The organism is Akkermansiaceae bacterium, assembly GCA_024233115.1.
Taxonomy (GTDB): Bacteria; Verrucomicrobiota; Verrucomicrobiia; order Verrucomicrobiales; family Akkermansiaceae; genus Oceaniferula.
The window spans coordinates 550,717-575,501 of record JACKQB010000001.1 but is presented as its reverse complement, the minus strand read 5'-3'; the positions used below and the strand labels follow the sequence as shown (position 1 = coordinate 575,501).

Genomic DNA, 24,785 nt, shown 5'->3' with positions numbered 1-24,785 from the left:
GAACCTGACTCATCCCCGTCCTCCCCCCAAGGATTATCAATCGATCCAAACGTAGACCCAACATCCATTTAAAACAGCAAACGACAGGATATGCACAGTTTGGGGTCAAGATATGCGGGATAAAAGGCAGAATCAGTACCCGTATTTAATTGGCAAAACACCTGTTTGCCCCCACATTCCCACCGCACATGAAATTTCCTCAAATCATCCAGGGTGGAATGGGAATTGCCATCTCCAGTTGGCAATTAGCTAAATCGGTGGCATCCCAAGGCCAGCTTGGAGTAGTTTCCAGCACCGCCATCGACCTGGTCATGGTCCGGGTTCTCCAATTGGGAGACCCTGACGGCTACATGCGCCGGGCACTGGCCGCGTTTCCCGATCAGGCGCTGGTGCAGAAAATCCTCGACCGCTACTTCATCGAAGGAGGCAAGGCCGCCGACCAGCCATATGCCACAAAACCGATGATAGGCGACAAACCGAGCCGCTTCACCGAGCAGCTGATCATGGTATCCAATTTCTGCGAGGTCTACCTGGCCAAGGAAGGCCACAACGGTATGGTGGGCATCAATTGCCTGCACAAAATCCAGACACCGATTCTGGCCGGTATCTTCGGCGCCATGCTGGCCGGAGTGGATGTGGTGATCGTCGGTGCGGGTATCCCCATCGAACTCCCCAAGGTGATCGACGGCCTGACCAGGGGGGAACCTGTCGAGTTTGCAGTCCACGTCCACGGCGCCACCAAGGGGGCCGATCACAAACTGCGCTTCGATCCGCGCGGTATCATGGCCAAGGATATCACCTCCCTGCCACGACCCATGTTTTTCCCCATCGTATCATCGGTCACCCTGGCATCCGTCATGGTGAAAAAGTCCGGTGGTATCGTCGACGGCCTGATCATCGAGGAGCCCTCCGCCGGTGGCCACAACGCCCCCCCGCGCGGAAAAACGACTTACAACGAAATAGGCGAGCCGCAGTATGGCCCCAGGGATGAGGTCGATCTCGAAGCCATCAAGGCGCTCGGTGTCCCCTTCTACCTCGCCGGCTCCTACGCTACTCCAGAGAAACTCAAGGAAGCCCTGGCTGCCGGGGCGGCCGGTGTCCAGCTGGGCACCGTCTTTGCCTTTACCGACGAATCAGGCCTGCGTGAAGACCTGAAACGCAATACCATCCAGGAATGTCTGCACGGCAAACCCAACATCTACAAAGACCCTGTGGCATCGCCCACCGGGTTCCCGTTCCAGGTACTCACCGTTCCCGGCTCTTTGTCCGAAAAGGATGTTTACGAAGACCGTTGCCGCGTCTGCGACCTGGGTTACCTCCGTGAAGCCTACGAAAAAGAAAACGGCACACTCGGATGGCGCTGTCGATCGGAACCACTCGATTCCTTTGCCAAAAAAGGAGGAAATCTCGATGAAACCGTGGGCCGCAAATGCCTCTGTAACAGCCTGATGGCCAACATCGGCATGGGCCAGCTGCGCAAACCACAAGAAAACGACGGCGATGGCTTGGTCGAAGAACTGCCCCTGGTCACCTGTGGCGACAACATCTCCGCTGTCTCCGTACTCGCCACGGTCGAAAAGCCTAACTACACCGCCAAGGATGTGCTGGACTACATGTTGGCTACCTGATTTCCGTGGCTAATAATACGGTCTGAGCAGCAGGTAGCAAACGGGACCTGTCGCCGCGACGTAAAGCCAGAGCGGAAACACCCAGCGCGCCATTTTCCGGTGACGGGCGAAGTGGTTGGTGTATCCGAGTGAAAGTGTGATCAGGATAAACGGCAAACTAACAGCCGCTAACACAATGTGACTTGCAAGCACACAGAGGTAGATGGTTTTCCCCACCCCTTCCCCCCCGTGCCGCACTTCCTGCTGGGTGCCGTGGTAGAGCACGTAGCTGAGGAGGAACACAACGGAGAACACAACCGCGCAGCCAATCGCTTGTTTGTGCAGGGTGATATTTTTATTTTTGACGGCCACAACGGCGACTAACAAACTGATCGCAACCAGGGTATTCAGCACCGCGTGCAGCGGCGGCAGGTAGGGCAGACCCATTCCGATGTCCCATTTATAACTACCCGTCACGCTGACGAGGACAAAGACCAGGCCGCTCACCACCCACGCCGCGCGTGTGAGTTTCTTGAGCATCGCGGTATCGGGCTGACGCTGGAGGTAGTCCTGGTAATCAGACATGCCGTTAGTTCTGGTTCAACAAAGTATCCACCGTGAAGTAGAGCTTGTTTTCCTCACCTTTGAAAAACGCCTCACCCTTCTGGAGGGCGTGAAAAAGATCGTGGCGTTTGATCATGGACAGGTCCCGGTCGTACACCGCGATCGACATGTCGTGCTCATACTCCCCGAGTCGGGCAGCCTCTTCCGGATCTTCACGTTTGACGATTTCCTGATACTTCATCTCGTTGACCATATAGTCCTTGAGCTGCTTGGCATCACCGGTGAGGAACCACCAGTTAGAGGCATTGGCATCCAGGCCTTCGGCGTAGGAAAGCATTTCCTCGACGCCATCGCTTTCCGGGTTGACCGTGATGCAGACGAGCACGAAGTCGGGGTTATCCTTGTATTTCTCATAAAGTGCCTTGAGTCCCTGCGCGTTGCGCTTGGCACACATCGGGCAGGAGGCATAGAACTGGGCGAATGCCCACACCTTGCCTTTGAGGTCGGAGATCCTCACCTCCCTGCCATCCTGTCGCTTAAGGACAAGATCCTTTTGCAAGGTAAGCTGCGGTTGGAAGTCGGCTTCCTGGGCGTAGTATGGTTGATCCTGCGGCTCGACCTCGACGTGGCGACCACGGATCATCCATGTGGTGTAGAGGATCAGCACGGAGATCACGGCCACACTGACATAAATGAGGACTATTTTTTGTTTATCGTTCATTCTTTGCTACCTGTTTGAGTTTCCTTGAGAACAAATTCGGTGTTGGTGTAGAGGGTTTTTTTTAATTCAGCCACTGCGTTGAGGACGAGGTCGAAGCCTTTGGCATCCTTCAATTCAGGGCGTTTAGCCAACTCCGCCGCCGCCTTGATTTCATACTCACGGGCCTCGTGGAAGTCGTATCGCTGGCGGATGTGCATTTTCCGGTCGATCAAGGCAATTTGCGAGGGAAACCTCCATTTTCCTGCAGCATCCCCTTCTTGCCGGGCGCTCACCAGACCGAGGCGCAACTGGTCCTTGAGGTAGCCACGTTGTTTGTTGGTATCACCCGTCGTTAGAAACCACCAGCGCGGATCGGTGATTCCCAGATCAGCCATCGCACGTTTCAGGTCCTCTGGCTTCACCCCCTGATCAACCCCTTCGATCGATATCGCGACAAAGCGCACATCCTCATTGCCGGCGTAGTGCTCGGTTATCTCCTTCATCATGGCCAGGGCGTGTTTGTTTTCGTCCAGCTGGCTGACACAAATAGGAACGGCAAACCAGACCTTGCCTTCAAGGTCGTAGATCGCCACTAATTTGTCGTCCTGGTTTTTGGCGGCAAAATTGCGGGTGATTTTGGAGGTGATGGGTGGTCGACCGATGTTTTCCTTCGCCTTCGCCTTCGTTTTGATGACATAGGCACTGAGGACGGCGACAGCTCCGATCAGCATGATGCCTACCAGCTTATAGGCAGTGCGGCGTAGCACGGCGGGGTCTCTTTCAGCGGGTTCCAGATGCTTGTCCATTTCCATGTGGGGTTTTGGGTGAAGTCGGCGGAGACTAGCCCTGCTTCCAGCCGATGGCAAGCAATCCCAATGCGAGCGGGAGATAGAGCAGGGTGTAGAGGAAGAGTTTGCGCGCAGCCGGACGGTCCCCGGCCTTGGAAAAGCGATGACACAGCCACAGCATGACCACGCCCACCACGGTGCCGCCCACCAGCCAGGTCAGGCCGGCATAACCCAGCAACCAGCCGAAAGGTGCCAGCAGGGTCAGCAGGATGGTAAATGCACCAGCGATGCCCGCGGCCTTTTTTCCCGATACATCACCATTGGTCCACATGACATAACCCGCCTCCTCGTATTGTTCGCGGACGAGCCAGCTGATTGCGACAAAGTGGGGCATTTGCCAGAGAAACAAGAGCGCAAACAAGAACCAGCTCCGTCCGTCGGACCACGTGCCACCGCCGCCAGTGGCATGGGCAACGGCGGCCCAGCCGATCATCGGCGGAATGGCACCCGGTATACCCCCCAGCAGGGTGTTGGTAGAACTCCGGCGCTTCAGAGGGGTGTATAGAAACACGTAAACGCCCAGCGCAATCGCAGCGAGATAGGCTGATGCCGGATTCACTTTCAAAGCCAGATGGATGATGCCAAAAGCCGATAAACCCCAGCCGATGCCAAAGGCATTCACCGGCAACATCCGCCGTGCTGGCAGGGGACGGTCCGCGGTGCGTTTCATCCGGGCATCCTCCTCGATTTCCATCAGCTGGTTAAACGCTGCCGAGCCAAAGGCGGTACACGCCGTGCCGAGGATGGTGTGGAAAAGCAACCAACCGTCATAGAGCCAGGCACCGTGGAAGTACTTCGATGCCAGCAAGTAACCAAACAAGGTTGTAATCACCACAAAGGTGTTCAAATTCACCTTGGTGAGCGTTGCCAGGTCACCTCGGAGCGTGGGCGGCATGTCTGCTTTCTTTTTACGGGCCATGGAGTGTTCTTGGAAAAAAGTGGTCGTCCCCCCCTTACTGCGCTGGATGAGCCATTTTGTCCACTGCTTCTTCACTTCCACCCCCCTGCAGTTTCTCCGTGGGGGTCAAGGACGTGGACTTGGCAAAAACGCTTGTGCGCATCGATGCCCATGCTGTAGTAGTTTTGCTGGTTCATGGCTTCTGTGCGAAGGAGGTTGTTTGTTAGTCCTTCACTACCATTATCGCAGCTATCGGGCTTCTTCGCTACCGCCTTTCATGCCAACTGACCCCTCTCTGACCCCTCTCTGACCCCTCTCTTGAGTTATTCATTTCCCTCTCCGCGGTTTATCACGGGGCTCAGGTTGAGTGTTTCTGTTTTTATTCATTTGTTTTCTAATAAGAGTCTCGGCATGTGATGCCCGACACTTGCCGGCCAAGACTGCTAAACCGGGTTGGATTTCAGGCAATAAATCCCAATCAAATCTTTTGATATCAATATTGCTCTTACTGGGAGATAAATCCGTTTTTTTAACGGTCAACAATTTGCCTTTAGGAAGATTCGATGCAGCATCCCATTTTCTAACAGGTATTAATGCATACACACCAGGTTCAATATCCGTAAGACAAAGCCAGCCATTTCCAGGTATCACCTCTTCAAAAAAAACATATTTATGCAACACTTTTTTTTGATTTAAATTTTTCACCCCAATAATCCTAACGCCCCATACTTGACTTGGTATATCATACACACCGATACAGCCAATTCCGATAAACAATTCGGGAAGCGCCATACCCTTGATGAGCTTTGCTCCAGCCACCCATTGAACCGCTGACACTTCAATAGGAGGATCATCTGAATAACAAAGATGCACTGAATACATTGAATTAATATCGATATTTTTAAGTAATCCTACGTTTCCCTTTGCATACTTTGGAACATGGACTATTCCCGTTTTTTCATTTACAACAATTACTTGATGCAATGGGGTGCCTTCATCAATCCAATCACCATAAAACAATTTCCCTTCGGAAGGGGGTCCTGCATGCAAACGGATGCAACACAACAAAGCCATAATTATTACTAAGTTTTTCATTACTAATTTTATTTGCTGTTTTTTTCACAAGGAATAATTTTTTTTGGTAGTGTAAATATTTGTCTGTAAAAGCTGCTATACCCTGACCCCGCCGCAACGGCAGGCGATGGAGCGTAGCGGAATCGGCTGCCGTTGCGGCGGCGCGCCATCCCCCCTCAGGGGTTGCCAGCGTCCGCCCAATGCTTTTGAATGAAGGTTCTAACACAACCAAACAAAAGCAATGAACGAACAGACACATCCTAGCCATAACGACGAAATCATCAACCTTCTTCTCGCCGACGGACTCGAAAACAGTCTCTCAAAGATCGCTGAACTCCTCATGAACACCGCCATGCTGCTTGAGCGCATCCACCACATCGGAGCCGCCCCCTATGAAAGGGACGCCGTTGAGCGCAATGGATATGCCAACGGTTTCAAGCCGAGGTCCTTCCAGACTGCCGTAGGCAAAATCAACCTGCAGGTTCCCCAGGTTCGTGACAGTGACACGACATTCCGCACCTCACTGCTTGAGAAGGGTTCGCGCAGTGACCGATCACTCAAGGCCGCCATCGCCACCATGTATGTGCAGGGAGTCAGTACACGCCGTGTCACCCAGGTCATGAAGGGACTTTGCGGCTTTGACGTTTCATCAGCACAGGTCTCCAAGCTCACCTCTGAGCTTGATGCCGAGTTCAAAAAATGGCGTTCACGCCCTCTACCCGAAGTCGCCTATCTGCTGCTCGACGCCACCTACTACAAGGTCCGCATCGACGGCACTGTAAGGGATTGCGCCACCTTGAAAGCCATCGGGGTGAGACGTGACGACGGCAAACGCATGATCCTTGGCGTCTCCTGCGCCCTCTCCGAGGCAGAGATTCATTGGCGAGAGTTCCTGACCGACCTCAAGGAGCGCGGCATCGGCATTCCCGACATGATCACATCCGATGCACACACAGGTCTCAGGGCAGCCCTCAAAGCCACGTTCAATGCCAGTCCGTGGCAACGCTGCCAGTTCCACCTTCAGCAGAACGCCCAGAACTACATCACCAAACAGCACCTCAAAAGCAAGGTCGCGGCAGATCTGCGAGCCGTTTTCAATGCAGACAGTCGGGAGCACGCAGAAGAACGCCTCAAGGACTTCGTCAACACTTATCGCAAAGACCAGCCAAAGCTCGCAGCCTGGGCCGAAGAGAACATTCCTGAAGGTTTTGCCGTGTTTACCTTGCCTGAGGCACATCGCAAGCGCTTGCGCACATCCAATGCCTGCGAAACACTCAACAGCCAGATCAAACGCCGCACTCGGGTCGTCGGACTCTTTCCAAACGAAGACTCGCTACTGCGGCTCGTGACCGCTGTATTGGTCGAAATCTCCGAGACTTGGGAAACAGGAAAATCCTACCTCAAGCTCAACTAACAAAAAAACAAACAGAAACAAAAACCGAATCTTCAACAAAAGCCATCAGCCACTTTTACAGAAAAAACATTGCGCGGCCTTTTTTTTGTGCCACACAAAGGAAGATCCTCACTTTTGAAATTAATATTAAGTCTTCTTTTCCCTCTGTCGCTGAGGTGATTTAATGCAGCATATCTTCGTTTGAGAGTACTGTTATCTCTAACATTTGTGACACATACAAATTCCACTGTAATTTCCTTACAATCACATTCATCGCAATTTGCTTTTGCCTGTGCTATAGCTGCTTGCCAAGCTTTGTTAATTAAACGAGCGAACCCTACTCGTTTCGCTGCCCGTTGCCTCTCTCCTCCTTTTAACCCCGATTCTTTATAAGGCTTAAAATCGCTCACCTTAGCATTGAGTCCAGCGTTTTTGGAGGTTTTACCATCTCCGATCCTTCCCGAATACCGAGGAAATCCTTTGATTCCCGATTTAGGTATCCCCATATTATTGCAACATACCCCCCCGACTTCAGAGCCTTCACCCAACTGAGAGAGAAGTTCTGTGATCTCTGTAGTAACATTTGAGCCATCTGGATTAGGGGTTGATTTATGCCCCCATAATACACCAACCCAGCAATCTTTTTTTTCCTCTTGTGCTGTATCAGGACTTAACCCGAATATATCAAATTTGTTGATTCCATCGTTATTAACGAAGCCATAAAGGTTAAAGCCCCCTTCTTCTTCAATCGGGTCTCTGTTGATCCACCGTCCTACGTTCGGATCGTAGTATCTGTAACCGTATACAGATACTATGATCCGGTTACGGGCAGATGGCCAAACCGTGACCCCATTGCTGAAAAGGGCGGCTTAAACCTGTATGGATTCGTGGTAAACGATGGAGTAAACCTAATTGATGTGTTAGGAATGGCTTATAAATCGCTAAACGAGGCTGGTTTTGCAGCTAGTAAGGCCGCCCATGACATGACAAAAAAATGGATGGAAGATCCCCAAAATAAGGAATGGGTTGATAAAACCAAAGCAATGGAATATTGGGGATACTTGTGTAAATGCGCTTGCGATCTATTTAATTATACACCTCCGCAGGAGGGAGTTCATCCACGTCATTTGAGAGGGAATGTTGGGGGCATGACAAAGGCAGTTAGTCGTTCAATGCGAGACAAGGCTTGTAAAAAAGCTTTTGGCAGCAAGTGGACTGTTGCGGGGTGGTATCATTCACATCCTTTTTCCCACAGCTTCAGCCAAAGTGCCGAAGATAGGGGCGGCAGTGATGCTCGTGTATCAAATAGAAATAACTTGCCAGCCTTTGTAGGCTACCCAGATTGGAAAGGGAAAACTCGAGTTGATAGAGGTGATCCTCATGCTAATGAAGATGACAGAAAGAATAAGAGAGGTGTTTTTCCTAAGGTTAAACGTGTAAAGGTAAGAACGAAAGTGATCGACCATGAATGCCCTTAATAGCGTATTAAATCATAATCATAACATAGAATGTTAAATATTGGTCTTATATTTTTAGCTGTTGGGATTGCGTTGGTTTTACCTTCATGTGATACGAGAGATACAACTATACAAGGCATGGCTCCTGTAAAGATGGGCGTGATTCCTGTAGGTTACAAAAAATCTAATAACTTGGCGGTTTCGACACCAAAAACAGACGTTGAGTATGCTATTGTTTACCAAGGGATAGTGAGATGCAAAAAAAAGCCTTTTAGGGTGTTGGTAGATAATAATGAAATTGAAATACTCTCTTACGGCGATCAAATTACAGAAGAAATAAATTTAGAAGATCATCAGGGAAAACTGATTGTAATGGCTGGAAAATTTATTCGTAGTATTTCTTTTGATGGCGAAGAGTATTTTACCGTATCGAAAATTTGTTTTTTCTCATCAAGAGAGGGGTCAGCGGAGGAGGACAAGCAGAGAGGGGTCAGAGAGGGGTCAGTAGTATCAGACCTTTAGCAAGTGATTTTTTGAGTTTTTTTGGGTCTTGAATCGCAGGCGTGTTAGGTCGCGCTGGAAAACATGCTTGTTTTCAGCCTTGCGAGTCCATGCAGGGAATGGTCAACGCGGAAGTTCTTTGCCTCGGTTAGATGTACAGCACCAAATTATCATCGTGTAGTATTGCCGAATTGATATCGGGTGATTTCTGATAGAATTCCACGCTTTCATTGATTTTTGTTACCATTGGCGTTGTAGATTTTTTGTTTTTTACGATGTGGGGTAAGTTAAAGTCACTCCATAACCACCAGGCTGGGCGAATCGTGAACTAGGCAAATACACCCCCCACCACGGCGGCAATGATGACCAGCGCCCAGACGGGGAGCCATTTGAAGTAGATTGCCAGGGCAAGCAGCACGATTCCCGCGGCGTCACCGGCTCCGGCGACGCTGCCATTGCGAAGCATCCCTAACAATGCCGCGCCGAGCACCCCGACGACCGTGGCATTCGCCCCCCGGACACCAGCCCGCGCCCAGGCAAAATGTTTGAGCCGGTTCCAAACAGGAAGTCCTCCTGCCAGCAGAACCATGCCGGGCAGGAAAATGGCAATGATCCCGACAGCGCCCCCGACCCATGCGTTCCCGAACAATTTCATCGAGGCACCTAGAAACCCACCAAAGGTAAACAGGGGTCCGGGAACGGCCTGGGCGGCACCATAGCCAGCAAGGAAATCGTTTGCTTTGACATAGCCGCTGTCGACCGCCCCCGTCTCCAGCAGGGGCAGGACCACATGCCCGCCACCAAAGACCAACGAGCCGGCTTGGAGCAGGCCACCGGTCGCCTGCACATCCTTGTGTCCGGGAAACATCATCGGCACTGTCAGCAATACGACCAGCAGCAATGCCGCGATGACCACACCGCGAACATGTGAACCGCCTTGCCCAGCGTATTTTTCATCCGCGGGCTCGCTGTCCTTTTCCTTGAAAACAAACACCCCGACCACACCTCCCAGGAGAATCAGCACAGGCTGCACCCACGCCTGCGTTACCAAAATAAGAATGGTCAATGCCACCACGGCCAGGATCATCTCCGGCCAGCGGGGGCAGAGGTTTTTCCGCATCCCCAACAAAGCAACCGCGACCACGGCCACCGCAGCCAGTTTCAATCCATGCAGCCACCCCGTGCCTAACCACTCCTGCACACCTCCCATGCCAATGGCAAAGGAGATCATCAACACGGCCGACGGCAGGGTAAAGCCAAGCCATGCTCCCAGCGCGCCCAACCAACCAGCCCGCCCGTAACCAATGGCCGCCCCCAGCTGACTGCTACCCGGCCCAGGCAGGAACTGGGTCAGTGCCACCAGCTCTGCATAACGTTTTTCGCCCAACCATTTGACGCGTTCGACATACACTTCCCTGAAATAACCAAGGTGCGCCACAGGGCCACCAAACGCGGTAAGACCTAGTTTCAGCGAGACCCAAAAACACTCTATCAGTCCCTTGACTCCGGTTTTCTCGTGCGGCATGGGGTGGAATGCTAAACTCCTGGTTTCAAATTCCAAATACCAAATTCTTGTCATTCACAAAATCACCTTCCCATATCTGCCATCCGTGGTCATCTGTGTCGATCAGTGCCATCCGTGTTGAAAACATCCATCAAACACAGATGGCCACAGATCAAGACATCCGCTCACGCAGATTGGGCTGGATCCAATTCCAAATACCAAATTCTTGTCATTTCCGTCATCCGTGCGTATCACCCCGCGATGTTCAGCAACGCCATCAACCGACTCCGTGTCATCAGTATCGTCGAGGCCATTTCCTACCTTGTTCTTCTCGGTATTGCCATGCCGCTCAAATATATCTGGGACGAACCGCTGGCCGTGCGCATTGTCGGTATGGCGCACGGTGTCCTGTTCTGCATTTTCTGTGCCGCCCTGCTCGATGCCAAGCTGAGGCAACAATGGAGTCTCAGGCCGCCATTCTGGATCTTCATGGCCTCGCTCGTCCCCTTCGCCCCGATCTGGGTGGAGAAGTGGTTGAAGAGCCAGGTGGCGAGCGAGGGATAGCAGGCCGGGTTTCAACCGAGTTTCGTCTCCTGCAAACGGAATCTCTTATCGTAGTAGCCGCCGTTGTGGGTTTTGCAACAGGTGTAACATCCGGCGTAGCGTTTCATTTTCCTGACCCGGTCAAAGCCCTCACCACAACGAGGGCAGGTGTAGCGCCACTTCCGCACCATGGTTCTTCCTGGCAGGGGCAGCGAATGGGTGGCCCGCTCACCGGGGATGCCGAGGTCGCAGCATGCCTGCCGCCACTCGGCACCGTGGGCCGCAATCCTCTTCCGCCCGGCCCGTGCGTAAGCCAGCAGATGGGCCAATTCATGCAGCATGGTGCCATGCACTTCCTCCTCCGCCACCTGCCTCAGCTTCGGGTTCAATTCGATTTTCCCCTCCGGCCAGAATGCCCGGCCAGCCGTGGTTCGCATGCGTTTGTTCCAAATGACAAGCACCCTCGACGCCAGCTCATCCATTCCCAGGGTGCGCAGCATGGCCGCACATTGCGCGGTCCTTTCTTGATCGATCCCACCTCTTTCCCGAGCCTCCTGCTGCTTAGGCGGAGCGGAGGTTTGAAGAGCCTTTTTCTTGTTCCCGAAGAATAAAAACTCCAGCTGTCGGTCGAATCGCATCGGTGCTTTTAGAGTAACCCACCCCGCTCAGGCGACCAGAAAAATTGGCACGGGAACGAGCAGGGCGACGTCTGCCAGCACCCGCAGGGAGTTCATGGAAAACCGGTCCCGGTAGTGATTGATCACCTGAAGCCCCGCCGCTCCCACCATCACGGCATAGAAAAACGGCTTGGAATACTGGTCGGCATACATCGCCGCAAACACCAGCGAGCCACCGGCAAGGATAATCAGCCCCAGGGTCAATGTCTGCTCGTGCCTGTCCACCGCATGTTCATCCACCGAACCGGCTGCTTTTTCCCACAGGTCGATCGCCGTGATGTTCATCATACAAAGCAGACCAAACACCCAGACTTCCCGGCAGTGGACAAAAATCACGATCATCGTACTCAGCACCATCCTGCCAAAATTCCACGTGGCATCAACCATGCCGGTGTGCCTGAAGGCATAAAGAACGTCATTCAAGTCGGTCACCAACAAGGTGGCATTGGCGGCATTGACCGGAATCCCAATCCCCATGGCAAAAATCATCCCGGCGATAAAATTCTTCGCGTAGGGCACATCCCCGGTTCTGATAAAGGCGAGCACAAAATAAAACCCGCACAGCAGCGCCGCCACCAGACCGGCGGAAAAAATCGACCGCGACAGCACGAACATCGCGTAATAGATACTCACCCCGCCCGCGATGAGTGCTGCGGCCAGGAGAGGCCAGCGCCAGCGCCAGTGGAAGATATGCCGGGGCGACGACGCGCGCACCCCAGGGTGCACCCATCCGTCAATGAGCCGGTCGAGCACGTAGACACACCAGATCGAGGTCGGCAGGACGATCCACGCTGCCGTCTGGATGTATTCCACCCGCAGTGCCTGTGCCAGCATCCACATCCACGCCACGGCCACCAATGGAGCATCCACGCTCAGCAGATTGGGCAGCAACCAGATTGGAGTTCGGCGTTGGTTCATCGGGGTTTGATCGCCTACAACGGAAAACCCGCCGATGGTGGAGCCTCTGGTGTGTTTTCAAGGCTTGCCTCACCATGGTGCAGGCTAAAAAAGATGACTAGTGATTATCGCTTTCACCTGAAGCATGACCGTGACCTTCCTGCTCGTGCCCGGCCTTCTTATCCTCCTTCGGGTAGAGGTTCTTTGTCCCGTCCTTCTTACCTTCGGTACTGTCTTCCCAGTCGTGGCGTTCACAGGAAATAAAGGCGAACAAACCAACGATTGCAAATGTGCTAAAAATGAACTGTTTCATGTCAGGGAGTTGCATAACCCATCCCAGCGGGAAAGCAAGGCGTCATTATAGGGTAATTTTTACTGATGTTTCTTGCAACCAGGCCATAGTTGCCACAGATTACTGACAACTACCAACCAACAGCCCACTCAAACCATGCCCGCTCTTACCCTCACCCCAATCGTCGCCAAATTCCCACCCATGATCGGTGTCATCCTCCTCGGTGTGGCGATCATCTTCGTTCTTATCTTCCTGGTCGTCCTGATGAAATTCTTCGGTATCTGGCTGCAAGCCCGTACCGCCGGAGCACCGGTCAGCATGATGAACCTCGTGTTTATGCGCTTCCGCAAGGTGCCGCCCGCACTGATCGTCAACAGCCGCATCACGGCCGTCAAGGCCGGCCTGCCATTTTCCACGGACCAACTGGAGGCCCACTACCTCTCCGGAGGCGACATCACCCACGTCGTCCTCGCCATGATCGCCGCCGATAAAGCCGGAATCTCGCTGAGCTACGACCGCGCCTGCGCCATCGACCTCGCCACCAAGGACACCGGAAAAACCGTGCTCGAAGCCGTCCGCACCTCGATCAACCCGAAAGTCATCGACTGCCCGAACCCTGCCATGGGCACCACCAAGATCACCGCTGTGGCCAAAGACGGTATCGCCGTCAACGCCCGCGCCCGGGTCACCGTGCGCACCAACCTCGACCGCTTTGTCGGTGGCGCCACCGAGGAAACCATCATCGCCCGCGTGGGTGAGGGCATCGTCACCTCGGTCGGCTCCGCCGTTTCCTACAAACACGTCCTGGAAAACCCCGATAACATTTCCAAACTCGTTCTGGAGAAAGGGGTCGACGCCTCCACCGCATTTGAAATTCTCTCCATCGATATCGCCGACGTCGACGTGGCCGACAACATCGGCGCCCGACTCCAGGCCGAGCAGGCTGAAGCCGACAAACAAGTCGCCCAGGCCAAGGCCGAGATGCGCCGCGCGGCTGCCGTGGCTGTGGAGCAGGAAATGAGCGCCCGCACCCAGGAGATGCGCGCCAAGGTGGTGGAAGCCGAGGCGGAAATCCCGATGGCGATCGCCGAGGCGTTCCGCAGCGGCAACCTCGGAATTATGGACTATGTCAAATACCAGAACGTCAAGGCCGACACCAAGATGCGGGATTCCATCGCCGGTGACAGCGGTGAGACGAACGAGTAAATCCGGCTAGCAGAGCCGACCACCAACACGTGGTCGGCTTCCTCCCCCCAAACGCCACTCCCTGCACCCCACCCTCAATCCACCATGGAAGAAATCGACGGACGGATTATCATCCTGATCCTTTTTGTAGTGGTCAGTGCCATTAAGTGGCTCCTGGAGAAAGTCAAGGGAAAGGGCGAACAGCAGCACGGCATCTCGGAGTCGCTGGAGGATATCTATGAAGAATTCCGCGAGGAGATCCGGCAACGTCAAACGACGGTACAACAGCCCGCCCCATCGCCGCCGCCGCTCCCCCAGGCGCCACCACCCCTTGTCCAACATCCGCAGCACGCCCAACAACGGCCACAGCCGCAACAGGTGTCGCTGCCGAAAAAAGCCCAGGTGAGACAGCTAACAGCTGAGGAAAAAGCCGCCGCCGCACGTTTCCAACAGCTCTCGTCCGGTAAACGCAGACGCCGGAGCAAGCCACAGACCTCGGTGCACGCACTACTCTCCAGCCCGCAGTCGGCGCGCCAGGCCATTGTCCTCACCGAGATCCTCGGCAAGCCGAAGTCCATGCAGGACGCTTGATGTATTTTTCGTGGCATAAATGAAGCCGCCCAGCAGTCGATTCTCGACAGTCCCCCGATTTCGCCCCAAAATGCCTTCCATGTTACGCATCATGGATCGCTATATCGGCAAGCAGATTGTTGCTGCCACGATCTTTGGTGTCATCGTTCTCAGCGTGCTGCTGGTGATGGGCAACCTCTTTAAGGAACTGAGACCCCTGCTGGTCGAGGAGCACGCCTCCCCCGCCCTCGTCATCCGCTTCATTTTCAGTGTCTTGCCCTTTTCCCAGATCTACACCATACCATGGGGCTTTCTCGTCGCGGTGCTGTTAGTCTTCGGCCGGATCTCCGCAGAAAACGAGCTCGTCAGCATGCGTATGGCCGGTGTCGGCCTACTGCGTGTCGCCGCACCTGTCTACGTGATTGCCACCCTGCTCTGCTGTTTCTGCCTATGGCTGAACATCAGTATGGCGCCGAAGGCGAAAGACGAGATGAAATACGTCCTGTATGAGGCGGTCAAGGAAAACCCGAATGCCATGCTCGACCCCGGCGTGGTCCAGACACGTTTTCAAGACCAGAAGATCTTTGTGGAAGCACGTGATGGCGACCTCCTCAAGGGCATGCACCTCTATATGCTCGACAAGCAAAATGAAACGGGCTTCCCGAAGTCGAGTGTCTACGCTCGCGAGGCGAAACTCAAGATCATCCAGGAGAGCAAGCAGATCCGTCTCCATCTGACAGATGCGTATATGGAAACGCGCACCCCGGACGGCAAACGCGAACTCGCTTTCATTGGCGAGCAAGAACCGCTGCTCTTTGACTTCGCCGTGGACCGTAAAAAAAAGCAGAAAGCCAGCACCATGACCAATGCCCAGATTCGGGAGGCCCTTGCTGATGACCCCGGGATGGCGGATAAAGACCGTTACAAGCTCAGCAACGAGGTCCATCGACGTTATGCGTTCTCCATGGCCTGCCTCGCACTTTCCCTGGTGGCGGTTCCGCTCGGGATCAATGCCCGCCGCAAAGAAACCTCCACCGGTCTTGCCATCAGTATCCTGGTGGGACTGGGATACTTCCTCTTTTTTATGATTGCCGACTCATTCCAGAAAAAACCCGGCAACACAGCCATCCTGCTCTACTGGCTACCCAACTTCACCTGTCTTGGCCTCGGTGTCTTGCTATTCTTCAAGGCCCGCAGGAAATAACCGGTTATGATGCGCCATTTCAAATCCACCATGCGCAAGGTGCGGAGAGAAACCTTTCGGATTCTCTCCGGTAACGGTTTGGATTGGTTTCCTATCAGAAAATCGATCAAGACCTACAACCGCGAAAAGTTTGGCTACGATATCAAGGCCGCGCTCAACGTTGCCTTGCTCGCACTGCCCCAGGGCATGGCATACGCCGCCATCGCGGAACTCCCGATCTATTATGGCATCCTCTGTTCGGCCATGGCGGCCATCGTAGCACCCATTTTCTCCAGCTCACGTCACACCATCCTCGGCCCTACAAACGCGACATCGTTTATGGTGTTCAGTTTTTTTGCAGCAGCGTCTGGAACCATGGACAAACCTGTCGTGGATTACATGCCGCTACTGGTCATGATGGTCGGTATCCTGTCCGTCTTTGGCGCACTTTTCAAAGTGGCTGACCTCTTGCAATACGTCAGTCGCAGTGTTCTCGTGGGTTATATCACCGGAGCCGCCTTACTCATCCTCACCAACCAGCTCAAACACCTGTTAGGTATTGCAGACCCCATGCGCGAAGGCGCATCGGCGAAAACCTTTTTTACCATCGTCGAGAAGATGGCCGGACTCTGGGAGCATTATCACTGGCAGCCTGTTGTGTTGGGAGCCGGCACCTTGATGCTCTATCTCGTGCTCCAGAAAAAAATCCCTACACTCCCGAACTTCGCCATCAGCCTGACCCTATCCGCACTCGCAGGCTGGATACTGCGTATGTGGGTGCCCCCCTTCGCCTCACTGGAAACATTCAATGCGTTCCAGCTTGATAAACTCACACCATCCCTCCCCAACTTCAACTGGGATGATATCTCAGCCCTCACCGGAGTCGCCTTTGCCATCGCCTTCCTCGCCTCGTTGGAAAACACGGTGATGGCCAAATCCCTGGCGAGCCGCTCCGGAAGCAGATCCGATGTCAACCAGGACATGCTCTCGGTCGGTATGGCCAACATCGTCACCTCCCTGGTCGCTGCCATGCCCGCATCCGGCTCTCTGACACGCTCGGCGCTGAACTACGAGTCGCGCTCGAAGTCGCGTTTTTCCTCGATGTTCTGCGGCCTCCTCTGCCTGGTCGGGTTCTATGCCCTGGTGAAACTTCCGATAGTTGAAAACATCCCCAAAACCTCGCTCGCCGCCCTCGTCATCGGTATCGCAGTTTCACTGATCAACTGGAAGAACATCCGGGTCTGCCTGCGCACCACGCCGGATGATGCCCTGGTGATCATCGTGACCTTTGCTGCCACGCTTCTAACGCGTCTCGATTACGCCATATTCATCGGGGTAAGCCTGTCGATCACACTCTTCCTGCGCAAAGCCTCCAGCCCCCACCTGGTGGAATACGGCCTCAACGACGCCGGTGATCTGGCGGAGCTCGGCGAAAAACGCCAACGCCCGAACCCGGCGATCTCGATCGTCCATGTCGAAGGTGACCTGTTTTTTGGCGCCGCCGACCTGTTCCGGACCCAGGTCCAGCGTACGACGGCTGATAAAAACCTGCAAGTCATCATCCTTCGACTGAAAAATGCCCACCACCTTGATGCGACCAGCGTCCTCGCCCTCGAAGACTTGATCAAACATACCCGCAAGCGCGGCATCCACACCCTTATTTCCGGTGCCAGCCGTGATGTCTATCAGATACTCAAAAGGTCCGGCACCCTTCAGGTCCTGCAGGAAGGATGTATCCGTGAGGAAGGACAGACCAACTTGTTTTTACAGTCACCATCGAACCCGAACCTCTCTACCCGTGATGCCCTGATCCGAGCCCAGGAGCTTATCGGGAACCAAAAAGCAGAGGTCAGGATTTTCTACGACCCCAACAAGGAATAGCCCCCATGCGCCACTTGAAAGCATTTCTCAGAAAATTTCTGGGTGCTGCAATCCGTATTCTATCAGGAAACGGACTCGACTGGCTGCCACTGCGTCATGACCTGGCACGCTACAATCGCAGAAAGTTCCATTTCGACATCCGGGCCTCGATCAACGTAGCCATCCTTTGTCTGTCGCAGGGAATTGCTTTTGCCGCCATTGCTGATTTACCCATTTACTTTGGTATCCTCTGTGCCTCGGTGGCACCCATTGCCGCCACCCCGTTTTGCCATTCCCGACACACGATTCTTGGCCCGACCAATGCCACGGCATTTATGGTGTTCAGTTTTTTTGCCGCATCCCACGGCACCCTGCCGAAGGAACCGGTGGAATACATGCCGCTACTCGTCTTGATGATCGGCGTGCTTACCCTGGCGGGGGCACTGATGAAAATCTCCGACCTGCTGCAGTTTGTCAGCCGTAGCGTCCTGGTAGGCTATATCACCGGTGCTGCCATCCTTATCCTGACCAACCAGACCCGACACCTGCTAGGCATTGCAGAACCCATGGCCGAGGGCTCCGTTCCCAAGACATTTTTTGCCATCATTCAAAAAACCGCGCTTGTCGCCGACCAGATCAGCTGGCAACCGACCTTGTTAGGAGGTGGCACCATCCTGCTCTATTTTCTCCTACAGAAAAAAGCGCCCAAGCTGCCGAACTTTGCCATCACCCTCATGGCTTCGTCGCTCGTAGCCTATGCCCTGCGCCACCTACTGCCGGCCTTCTCCGACATCAGGACATTCGCTCCCCTGCACATCAGCCACATCAACATCACGTTACCTGACAGCAGCCTGAACGACATATCCGCACTGCTCGGCATTGCCTTCGCCATCGCCTTTCTCGCGTCACTCGAAAACACGGTGATGGCCAAATCCCTCGCCAGCAAGTCCGGCGACCGACCCAATACCAACCAGGACATGCTCGCGTTGGGTTTGACCAACATTGTCACCTCATTCATTGCGCCGATGCCCGCATCCGGGTCACTCACCCGCTCTGCGCTCAACTACGAGTCCGGCGCCCTTACCCGCTTCGCCTCCCTCTTTGCAGGGCTACTCGGCCTGCTCGGCACCCTCTTTCTCACCCAGGTGCGCATTGTGGAAAACATCCCCAAATGCTCTCTCGCCGCCTTGGTCATCGCCATCGCCATCTCCCTGATCAACAAAAAAAACATCCGCATCTGTCTGCACTCTACCAGTGACGATGCGATCGTCATCATCACCACGCTTTGCGCCACACTGCTCCTGCCCCGACTGGACTACGCCATCTTTATCGGCGTCGGGGTCTCACTCTGCCTGTTCCTGCGCAAAGCCTCCATCCCCCATCTGATCGAGTATGAAATCAGCGATGCGGGGGACCTGATAGAACTCGGGGAAAAACGCAAGCGACCTATTCCCGCCATCTCGATTGTCCACGTCGAGGGCGATCTCTTCTTTGGCGCGGCCGATTTGTTTCGCACCCAGGTGCAACGCACCACGGCGGATAAAAACCTCAAGGTAATCATCCTCCGACTCAAAAATGCGCGTCACCTGGATGCCACCAGTGTCATCGCCCTTGAAGACCTGATCAAAGACACCAGGAAAAAGGGCGTGCATATTCTCATTTCCGGTGCCACCCGCGAGGTCTACGCCATCCTGAAAAAATCCAGGGTGCTTGAAACCCTCCAGGAAGGATGTGACCGCTCAGCGGGAGAGACCAATCTGTTTATGTATTTCCAGCCCAACCCTAACATATCCACCCGCGATGCCCTGATCCGTGCCCAGGAGCTGCTCGGAACCAAGAAGGCTGACATCAAGATCTTCATCGATGAGAACAAGCAAAAGTAGGACAGCTTTGCAAGCTGTTGGCAGGATGAGGACCTGGGTTGCCGACAGCTTGCAAAGCTGTCCTACTTTCCAATACAAAAGCTGCTGAAGATCTCGCCTAACAACTCTTCCGTATCAATCCGCCCTGCGATCTCGCCAATGGCATCCATGGCATCCCGCAATTCCACGGAAATAAACTCGGGTCCCTCGCCGTTCTCCAAGGTGTTCTCTGCCGCCAGGAGGGCCGTCTGGGCCCGTTTCAAACATGCCTGGTGTCGTGCGTTGATCGCAACGGCATGGCCGCCCCACTCGCCGGCGCCCATGGAGAGTTCATGGGCAATGGTTCCGATCAATTCCTCGATCCCTTCACCCGTGACACAGGAAATCCGGGGATCGGGAGTTCCTGTCCAGTCGGCATGCAGTGGCTGGTCGGCTTTGTTGATGATCAGAATGTGGTGTCGACCGCCGATCTCCTCTCGAGTGAGATGACTGATGTGTGGCTGGGTGCCATCCACTACTTCCAGGATCAAATCAGCCGTTTCAAGCTGGTCACGTGTCCGTTTCACCCCCTGTTGCTCGATCTTGTCTTCCGAGTCCCGTAGACCGGCGGTGTCAATCAACCGCACAGGGATACCCTTGAGGTTTAATACCTCCTCAACCGTGTCGCGTGTTGTGCCTTCGATATCGCTGACGATGGCCCGCTCGTAGCCTAACAAACGATTCAGCAGGCTCGACTTGCCGGCATTGGGAGAGCCGAAGATAACCGTCCTGACACCTTCACGTAGAATCCTCCCCTGTTCCGCTGTTTGCAACAGTTTGGCAATCTGCCGCCGCACATCCTGCAAGCGTTTTAACAAGGCTGCACCTGTGTCGGTATCGATGTCTTCTTCGGGGAAGTCAATATACGCCTCGACATGGGCGGAGATACCGAGAATTTCCTCCCGTATGGCTTCCGAGCTGTCGCCCAGTGTACCTTGGAGCTGCTCGTGAGCCGCACGCATCGCCAGCTCGGTCTGGGCAGAGATCAGATCCATCACTGCCTCGGCCTGGGTCAGATCCATTTTGCCATTCATAAATGCCCGCTGACTGAATTCACCGGCACTGGCAGGCTGGACGCCGACATCTAACAACCTCTGCAATACCCGCCGCATGACCAGCACGCCACCGTGACAGGCGATCTCGGCAGTGTCCTCACCTGTGTAGCTTCTCGGGCCATGAAAACAGGTAACCAACACCTCGTCGATCGGTTCGCCGTCGGCATCGACAATGTTTGTTAGCTTGGCATAACGCTCGGGAAACCCAGCAGTTTTCTGACCACGGGGCAAACAGCCATTCAAGAAGGTGAAGGTATCCGGCCCGCTGACACGGATCATCCCTACCGCCCCCATTCCGGGAGGAGTCGCGATGGCTGCGATGGTCGTTTCCATAGCAATCAATGACCTCCGCCAGCCGGTGGAACGGGTGCCTCGGGAGCCGTATTACCAGCCTCCCCTCCCACACCGAGGAACTCCCAGCAAACGATTTTCACAATCTGCAACTTGGACGGGCTTTCATTGCTCCAGCCCAATTCGACGGTTGCGGTACGTAACTTCCTATCGCGATTCATCCCCCGCCAATTGAGCTCCGAGAGGATTCTGCCCGTTTCTGATTCAACCAGCACAGGCACGTTCACGTAGTCCTTGGGGTAGGCAAAGTCTTCGAGCCTGTAGGTGCGGTAGCGTTTGTCATCACGCAGCTCATGGCTCAGTGCCTCACTGGCAACCACGCGGAACACCTGTGTCTTTCCTGGTCTGGGGTAATCCACAAATGCCCGGAACGTCCGGAATTTACCTTGAATGAATACCGAGGCATCCAACTTGAGCCCCTGATCGGTCTTCTTGAAAAATGCATTGATCCCAATCGGCTTGGAAAGGTTGTCCTCGTCGATGCGGTAGGCCATTTCCATTAGCGTGCTCGGCTCTTGCCCCAGAACGCGGTCCAACGACCCGATGGGTGCAAAATACTCCCGCATGTCGATTTGCGCCGGCTGACGGTACTGCATTAGAAAAATCCCACGTTTGTGGTCGAGCTCACTCCCCATCACATAGCCGAAGGATTCTTTCGGCGTGTCTGAATCGTCGCTGCCTTCAGGATAGAACATCTCGAGTTCATCCATCACGCCTTCGTTGGGAATGACATACTTCATCCGGTCAATCGGTGACTTGGCCGTCATAAATCCACTTAACACCTTGAATGCCTCATCTTTCCATCCTGTTGTCCTCCACTGCTCTTCTGACAAGGGAGCCGTAGCGGTGGAGGAATCGGAGGAGGGCAGTGTCTGCTTATCCTTTTTCCACTTCTGTGCCAACCAGAAGGTCACTCCCCCAGCGACTAACAAAATCAGAACAGCGGCAATCACCGCGGCCATGTTGCCCTTGCGTCGTCGTTGGTTACCACCGGCACCCGGCAGTTGGGTCTCGACGAGATCCTCGATCTGTGCCGGTCTGTCCCGTCCCTTCGCAGGAGCCTCCAGCCGCACTGGCTGGTCGACCGGGTTTTCCTGCACGGGCCTGGTGGCAGCAGGAACCGCCGGCAAATTCTGGTCCGGCGAGGTCACTTCCTTGCCACAATGGGGGCATGGGGCGGTCGTCGGTGGAAGCCCAGCCGGGATATAGATGGATTTCTGGCAATGTTGACAGGGAAAACTGGCCTGTGATAGTTGGGATGAGCCGCTCATGGTCAAGAATAGTTGATAGCTGGTTCAGCATAATCTTTGACCGCCAAGTGTCAACCATGCATCGGACGCAGCAACACGGCCGGATCATCATTCACAGGCCCAGGGCCTCATCGAGCACTTCGATACAACGTTCGTTCTCAGGCTGGGTGCCGATGGAAATGCGCACCCAATCCGGCAGCTTGTAGCCGCTCATGGCGCGGACAATAACCCCTTTTTTCAGCATATTCTTAAACAGGGCATCGCCATCACCGACTTTGACGAGGATGAAATTGGCCACGCTGGGCACATACTCCAAACCCCGCTCAGTGAATGCTTTTTCGTAGAATTTGAGGCCTTGATTGTTAGTCTCCAGGGTATTGGCCACATGGTCCGCATCATCCATCGCCGCCAAGGCAGCTGCCTGGGCCATGGCATTGGCATTAAACGGCTGGCGCGCTTTTTGCAATATGGCGGCAACCTCCGGGGATGCAAGTCCGTAACCTATCCTGAGGCCCGCCAGGCCGTAGGCCTTGGAAAAGGTGCGCAGGATACAGACGTTGCGCCCCTCTTTGATGTACTTCAGCGTATCCGGTGCATCATTGAGAAATTCGTAGTAGGCTTCATCAAAAACAGCGACCACGTGCCCGGGTAGCCTGTCCATAAACCGGTCCAGTGCCGCCTGCCCGACCAATGTGCCGGTTGGATTGTTAGGATTGGCGATAAACACGAGCCGGGTATCATCGGTAATCGCATCCGCCATCCCCTCAAGGTCATGGACAAAACCGGGATCCGCCACTTCCACGTACTTGGCACCAAACAGGGTGGCCATCAGTTTATAAACCACAAAGGCGTGCTCCGCAGCAATCAGCTCGGCTTTGGGATTGAGGAAACAGTGGCACAGCAACTCGATGATTTCGTTAGAGCCATTACCGAGGACGACATGTTCCAAGCCAAGGCCGTGTTTTTCAGCCAAGGCGGACCTTAATTGAAATCCACCGCCGTCGGGGTAGATGTGCACACTATCGATTGCATTACGCATTGCCTCCTTGGCCGCAGGTGCCGGACCGAGCGGGTTTTCGTTGGAGGCGAGTTTGACGATGGTCGATGGATCGAGGCCCAGCTCGCGGGCGGTTTCCTCGATGGGTTTCCCCGGCTCATAAGCCACGAGATCACAGACAAACTGGTTGGAAAATGGTTGGATCGACATGGCGGCAGGCTAAGCAACAATTTCCCGCTTCGCAACGGAATATATCATCACGCCGTGGCAGTATAGATGGACGCGACGCCAAAGGTCAGCGGATCGGCCACCGCATCGGTAAATCCACAGGACTCGATCAGAACGGTCATTTTTTCACCGCTTGGAAACTCTTCGATCGTTCCAGCCAGATACTCGTAGGCATCGCCCTCACCCGTGATCAGGCCTGCGATCCTGGGGAGGATTTTATTCAGGTAAAAGCGATACGGGCCACGCAACATCCCCGTGGGCAATGAGAAATCGAGCACCAGCAAATGGCCGCCCGGCTTGAGCACACGACGCATTTCCTTCAGCGCATCCGGCCAGCTCGCCATGTTACGCAGACCAAATGCCACGGTGAGCACGTCATAACAATCGTCCTCGAACGGCAAATTCATCGCATCCGCCACGACAGTCTTCCGCACGCCGCTATCCGCTGCATAGGCCAACATTTCCTCGCAGAAATCCGATCCCGTCACTTCGGCACCGGGACATTTCGACTGGATTTCCAACGCAAGGTCACCTGTGCCGGTGGCGACATCGAGAATGGTCCCGGGCTCCCAGTCGGCGACGATCCGACCCACTTTTTTCCGCCACAGAATATCGGTCCCCAGGCTGAGAACATGGTTGGTGACCACATAACGGTCTGCGATTCGGCTGAAAGCCTCTTTTACATACTTAGGATCCTGCACGTTTTTAAACTCCAAGTTTCAAAGGCCAAATACCAACTTAATCGGGTAAAATGTCACGATAGATACCCGGATCACTGCCCGGGATCTCCACGGCACCACAGGCTTTTTCATAAAAGCCACGTGGTCCGACACCGCCAATCACGCCGTAGACATAACCGAGGTCTTTGAGTCCCTGCATGCTTTTGAACAGCAGTGCCTTGCCTATCCCCGTGCCACGGGCGGCCTCACTAACACCCGTGGGGCCGTAGAATCCTTTGGCTGTCGTTTCATAACAGGCGAATCCCAGGATCTCTTTATCCTTGGTGGCGATGTAGCAGCTGACCGGCTGCCGCGAAAACGCGACCTTCACTTCACTTGCCCACTTCGGAGAAAAATGGGCTCCCGCCCACGCAGCCACGATGTGTCGCTCATAGGCGCGCGCGCGACGCAAAACAATCCCCTGTTTCTCAACCCGAGAGTAAATCCCACCGGTTTCAGGTAGCTCATACAGCCTCACCAACATGTCAATCATACCGACTTCCTACATCACCCGTTGGGCATTGTCCATGA

Annotated in this window: 25 protein-coding genes; 10 read left to right on the top strand and 15 right to left on the bottom strand. The window is 54.3% G+C overall.

The features are described from left to right. The first annotated feature begins 188 nt into the window (after nucleotides 1-188). On the top strand, nucleotides 189-1,628 hold the full coding sequence (locus H7A51_02440) for a nitronate monooxygenase (GenBank protein ID MCP5535074.1): 1,440 nt from the start codon (nucleotides 189-191) through the stop codon (nucleotides 1,626-1,628). Nucleotides 1,629-1,637: 9 nt separating this feature from the next. Here H7A51_02440 and H7A51_02435 read toward each other — a convergent pair whose 3' ends face one another. From H7A51_02435 to H7A51_02415, 5 genes are all read right to left on the bottom strand, one after another. Beyond that, nucleotides 1,638-2,192 (bottom strand): DUF420 domain-containing protein, encoded by a 555-nt coding sequence (locus H7A51_02435; GenBank protein MCP5535073.1) that lies wholly within the window; start codon nucleotides 2,190-2,192, stop codon nucleotides 1,638-1,640. A 4-nt stretch (nucleotides 2,193-2,196) separates the two neighbouring features. Then, nucleotides 2,197-2,892 carry an SCO family protein gene (locus H7A51_02430; GenBank protein MCP5535072.1) on the bottom strand — a complete coding sequence of 232 codons (696 nt, stop codon included), beginning with the start codon at nucleotides 2,890-2,892 and terminating at the stop codon, nucleotides 2,197-2,199. Next, on the bottom strand, nucleotides 2,889-3,677 hold the full coding sequence (locus tag H7A51_02425; protein MCP5535071.1) for a hypothetical protein: 789 nt from the start codon (nucleotides 3,675-3,677) through the stop codon (nucleotides 2,889-2,891). The genes H7A51_02430 and H7A51_02425 overlap by 4 nt, the downstream gene beginning before the upstream one ends. Nucleotides 3,678-3,711: 34 nt before the next feature. Next, a complete protein-coding gene (gene cyoE / locus H7A51_02420) occupies nucleotides 3,712-4,638 on the bottom strand; it encodes a protoheme IX farnesyltransferase (GenBank protein ID MCP5535070.1) in 927 nt (308 codons plus the stop codon). Nucleotides 4,639-4,944: 306 nt separating this feature from the next. After that, nucleotides 4,945-5,712, bottom strand: coding sequence for a hypothetical protein (locus tag H7A51_02415; protein ID MCP5535069.1), 768 nt, complete (start codon nucleotides 5,710-5,712; stop codon nucleotides 4,945-4,947). Between the two features lie 220 nt (nucleotides 5,713-5,932). Between H7A51_02415 and H7A51_02410 the strand changes: the two genes are divergently transcribed. Beyond that, nucleotides 5,933-7,105 (top strand): IS256 family transposase, encoded by a 1,173-nt coding sequence (locus H7A51_02410; GenBank protein MCP5535068.1) that lies wholly within the window; start codon nucleotides 5,933-5,935, stop codon nucleotides 7,103-7,105. A gap of 32 nt (nucleotides 7,106-7,137) precedes the next feature. On the opposite strand, the gene H7A51_02405 is transcribed toward H7A51_02410, so the two are convergent. Continuing rightward, nucleotides 7,138-7,902 carry an RHS repeat-associated core domain-containing protein gene (locus tag H7A51_02405; GenBank protein MCP5535067.1) on the bottom strand — a complete coding sequence of 255 codons (765 nt, stop codon included), beginning with the start codon at nucleotides 7,900-7,902 and terminating at the stop codon, nucleotides 7,138-7,140. Between H7A51_02405 and H7A51_02400 the strand changes: the two genes are divergently transcribed. Both H7A51_02400 and H7A51_02395 read left to right on the top strand, forming a co-directional pair. Then, nucleotides 7,786-8,562 carry an RHS repeat-associated core domain-containing protein gene (locus tag H7A51_02400; GenBank protein ID MCP5535066.1) on the top strand — a complete coding sequence of 259 codons (777 nt, stop codon included), beginning with the start codon at nucleotides 7,786-7,788 and terminating at the stop codon, nucleotides 8,560-8,562. The two genes, H7A51_02405 and H7A51_02400, sit on opposite strands and share 117 nt — an antisense overlap. Before the next feature lie 30 nt (nucleotides 8,563-8,592). Next, entirely contained in the window at nucleotides 8,593-9,063 is a 471-nt protein-coding gene (locus H7A51_02395; GenBank protein ID MCP5535065.1) for a hypothetical protein, read from the top strand. Between the two features lie 307 nt (nucleotides 9,064-9,370). On the opposite strand, the gene chrA is transcribed toward H7A51_02395, so the two are convergent. Then, nucleotides 9,371-10,567, bottom strand: a complete 1,197-nt coding sequence (gene chrA, locus H7A51_02390) for a chromate efflux transporter (GenBank protein MCP5535064.1) — start codon at nucleotides 10,565-10,567, stop codon at nucleotides 9,371-9,373. Between the two features lie 240 nt (nucleotides 10,568-10,807). Between chrA and H7A51_02385 the strand changes: the two genes are divergently transcribed. Further along, on the top strand, nucleotides 10,808-11,110 hold the full coding sequence (locus tag H7A51_02385) for a DUF3817 domain-containing protein (GenBank protein ID MCP5535063.1): 303 nt from the start codon (nucleotides 10,808-10,810) through the stop codon (nucleotides 11,108-11,110). Between the two features lie 11 nt (nucleotides 11,111-11,121). Here H7A51_02385 and H7A51_02380 read toward each other — a convergent pair whose 3' ends face one another. The 3 genes from H7A51_02380 to H7A51_02370 all read right to left on the bottom strand — a co-directional run bounded on the left by H7A51_02380 (nucleotide 11,122) and on the right by H7A51_02370 (nucleotide 12,976). Then, entirely contained in the window at nucleotides 11,122-11,727 is a 606-nt protein-coding gene (locus tag H7A51_02380) for a SprT-like domain-containing protein (GenBank protein MCP5535062.1), read from the bottom strand. A 27-nt stretch (nucleotides 11,728-11,754) separates the two neighbouring features. Next, on the bottom strand, nucleotides 11,755-12,684 hold the full coding sequence (locus H7A51_02375; protein MCP5535061.1) for a hypothetical protein: 930 nt from the start codon (nucleotides 12,682-12,684) through the stop codon (nucleotides 11,755-11,757). Between the two features lie 97 nt (nucleotides 12,685-12,781). Then, entirely contained in the window at nucleotides 12,782-12,976 is a 195-nt protein-coding gene (locus H7A51_02370; protein MCP5535060.1) for a hypothetical protein, read from the bottom strand. Nucleotides 12,977-13,156: 180 nt separating this feature from the next. Between H7A51_02370 and floA the strand changes: the two genes are divergently transcribed. The 5 genes from floA to H7A51_02345 all read left to right on the top strand — a co-directional run bounded on the left by floA (nucleotide 13,157) and on the right by H7A51_02345 (nucleotide 19,636). Further along, on the top strand, nucleotides 13,157-14,161 hold the full coding sequence (gene floA, locus H7A51_02365) for a flotillin-like protein FloA (GenBank protein MCP5535059.1): 1,005 nt from the start codon (nucleotides 13,157-13,159) through the stop codon (nucleotides 14,159-14,161). Between the two features lie 84 nt (nucleotides 14,162-14,245). After that, nucleotides 14,246-14,731 carry a hypothetical protein gene (locus H7A51_02360; GenBank protein ID MCP5535058.1) on the top strand — a complete coding sequence of 162 codons (486 nt, stop codon included), beginning with the start codon at nucleotides 14,246-14,248 and terminating at the stop codon, nucleotides 14,729-14,731. Between the two features lie 70 nt (nucleotides 14,732-14,801). Beyond that, entirely contained in the window at nucleotides 14,802-15,914 is a 1,113-nt protein-coding gene (locus tag H7A51_02355; protein ID MCP5535057.1) for an LptF/LptG family permease, read from the top strand. 6 nt (nucleotides 15,915-15,920) lie between these two features. After that, nucleotides 15,921-17,774 carry a SulP family inorganic anion transporter gene (locus H7A51_02350; GenBank protein MCP5535056.1) on the top strand — a complete coding sequence of 618 codons (1,854 nt, stop codon included), beginning with the start codon at nucleotides 15,921-15,923 and terminating at the stop codon, nucleotides 17,772-17,774. Nucleotides 17,775-17,779: 5 nt separating this feature from the next. Next, complete coding sequence (locus tag H7A51_02345; GenBank protein MCP5535055.1) at nucleotides 17,780-19,636, top strand: SulP family inorganic anion transporter; 1,857 nt, start codon at nucleotides 17,780-17,782, stop codon at nucleotides 19,634-19,636. 62 nt (nucleotides 19,637-19,698) lie between these two features. Here the strand turns inward: H7A51_02345 and mnmE are convergent, their stop codons facing one another. The 5 genes from mnmE to H7A51_02320 all read right to left on the bottom strand — a co-directional run bounded on the left by mnmE (nucleotide 19,699) and on the right by H7A51_02320 (nucleotide 24,747). Beyond that, nucleotides 19,699-21,042, bottom strand: coding sequence for a tRNA uridine-5-carboxymethylaminomethyl(34) synthesis GTPase MnmE (gene mnmE / locus H7A51_02340; GenBank protein ID MCP5535054.1), 1,344 nt, complete (start codon nucleotides 21,040-21,042; stop codon nucleotides 19,699-19,701). 5 nt (nucleotides 21,043-21,047) lie between these two features. Beyond that, nucleotides 21,048-22,331, bottom strand: a complete 1,284-nt coding sequence (locus tag H7A51_02335; protein ID MCP5535053.1) for a hypothetical protein — start codon at nucleotides 22,329-22,331, stop codon at nucleotides 21,048-21,050. Nucleotides 22,332-22,422: 91 nt separating this feature from the next. Beyond that, nucleotides 22,423-23,517, bottom strand: a complete 1,095-nt coding sequence (locus H7A51_02330) for a histidinol-phosphate transaminase (protein MCP5535052.1) — start codon at nucleotides 23,515-23,517, stop codon at nucleotides 22,423-22,425. A gap of 47 nt (nucleotides 23,518-23,564) precedes the next feature. After that, nucleotides 23,565-24,236 carry a ubiquinone/menaquinone biosynthesis methyltransferase gene (locus H7A51_02325; protein ID MCP5535051.1) on the bottom strand — a complete coding sequence of 224 codons (672 nt, stop codon included), beginning with the start codon at nucleotides 24,234-24,236 and terminating at the stop codon, nucleotides 23,565-23,567. Between the two features lie 37 nt (nucleotides 24,237-24,273). Next, nucleotides 24,274-24,747, bottom strand: coding sequence for a GNAT family N-acetyltransferase (locus H7A51_02320; GenBank protein MCP5535050.1), 474 nt, complete (start codon nucleotides 24,745-24,747; stop codon nucleotides 24,274-24,276). Nucleotides 24,748-24,785: the final 38 nt, after the last annotated feature.